At 38.8% G+C, this 1,929-nt stretch carries 2 protein-coding genes; both read left to right on the plus strand.

The genetic code is table 11. The features are described 5' to 3' along the window. On the plus strand, positions 1 to 443 hold a 443-nt coding region (locus KDK19_RS21100), incomplete at its 5' end, for a hypothetical protein (protein WP_257253008.1). A 204-nt stretch (positions 444 to 647) separates the two neighbouring features. Further along, a partial coding sequence (locus KDK19_RS21105) for a hypothetical protein (protein WP_257292879.1) occupies positions 648 to 1,929 on the plus strand: 1,282 nt, incomplete at its 3' end.

Raw genomic sequence — 1,929 nt, forward strand, 5'->3', positions numbered from 1 at the left:
AACTGCTTAACGAATACCTGTCAGGCCTGTTAGCCAAAGAAAAAGAATGTCAGCCCAGGTCAAGACTGCCAGAATTTATGGGGGTTGACCAAGTGACATACCGTTCATGGCTGACTCGCACCGCTGAGGAAATCCTGTACTGGACGGCTATGCAACCTCATGAGGCTAAAGACAATTGTAGCTTTACTCTTTCTGATGAGTGTTACTCAGAACACATAAAGAGTAGTGGAAACCTGGATGCCACACTGTACCCACATGTTTTGCGTCGTTTCGACATACATAAAAAATTTCCTGAAGACTTCCATAATGTCAATGACCAACTCAATCTCGGAGCCAATAACTCCACCTTTCCCCTGATCAGTCTGGTCAAGGGACTTACGTTGTTTGCCGGTAATGTTTTTGCATTCGCAGGCCAATACACAGAGGAGGATGATATGGAGTGAGGAATATATTCCGCCAGCGCATCCTACATTTCAGGCTATTGAGAATTACTTTGGGTTGCATCGGTCCGGCCAGAGGCCTTTTTTCAACTCTGTGATTCTTCTGTTTTGGAACTTTTTTTGAATTGACGGGTCAATATTGTGAGCATTTTTTGACTGGGCTCTCCCTCGTCAAGATTAAGGACAATTTAAAGACAGGAAAAAACGATGGATCGATTATCTCAATTCTCATGTAATAAGAGGCAAAATTCACCTACTTTCAATGCTACAGAGAATCGTGGCAAAGTTTGCGGAAAAATCGTCAGCCCTGTCAGTGATAAGGCATTGGGAGTTCATCATGCAAATTTCACACAAGATCTTGTAACAGGACAAAAAGATCAAAAAGAGATCGGAATTACCTCCAGAGCCGTTGCTTCAGGCCTAGATTCCCATCAAGTCGCTAAACTCAAACCAAAATTAAAAAAGCTTAAAGATATTCAGGGTGCGAACACTGCTATCATCAGCGACAGACAACTTAAGCTCATTAAACGGCTCATGGATCATAGTATTAAAGGTAGGCTGACAGCAGAAAAATTTATAGATGTTATCGACTTTATTTATTATCGCCCTGAAAAAATATTACCTAAAGATTATTTTAAATCACCAACCCTTTTGTCAGGAATAATAAGAAATCAGCTTTGGGATGTTTCTAAAACGGAGATAGCTGATAAAATATGGGATGTATTAATATCAACACCTGAAAGGAAAAAACAGTTATTATTGACTCGCGTCAGGGAAAAAGGCGTCAGGCATTATTACGAAGACCTTTCTGATGAATTGAAAAATGATATTGATTTTCTGACTGAATGGTCAACTCTGGAAGGTATTCCCCGTGGTACACCACCAAATCTGGCAGTTCAGATTTATGAACGTCTGGATATCGGGGCCAAAATAAAGTCTGTGAGTGTTCTGCCGCGCAGCTTCGCAGACGATGATGTTTATAATGAGCTTATCCGTTCGGGAAGAATAACACTTAATGAGCTACCACAAAACATCAGAAAGAAAAACAAAGAGTACTGCCTTTCGCAATTATCGAAAGGCCTTTGCAGATTATCAGAGGTTCCGGCACAGTTTATAACAGAAAAAGCCATTTTGGATTCACTCGATGGTAGAAAATTTCTTATCAATTTTTTTGAGCTTTTCAATGATGATATTGAATATGACATGTTGATCAGTCATCCTGAATTCTTTGAAGAAGTACTAGTCAAAATTACTTCAGCGCCCTTGGAAATAAGAATGCCAACCTCTTATACGCATATCGATCTTTTGTATGATGTTTATAAATATTGCATAAAAAGATACAGGTATGACAGGGAGAGACTTGCTTTATTATTAAAAAAACTGATAAAAGTTAATCCTTTTTTTGTTATACCTGTTAAAAATATGGATGATGAGTTGCTTCAGGGGATGATTAAAGAAGGAAAAGAATTACTATTAGCCATGTTAATCA

Source organism: Endozoicomonas sp. ONNA1 (assembly GCF_024606325.1).
In the GTDB taxonomy this organism is placed as follows: Bacteria; Pseudomonadota; Gammaproteobacteria; order Pseudomonadales; family Endozoicomonadaceae; genus Endozoicomonas_A.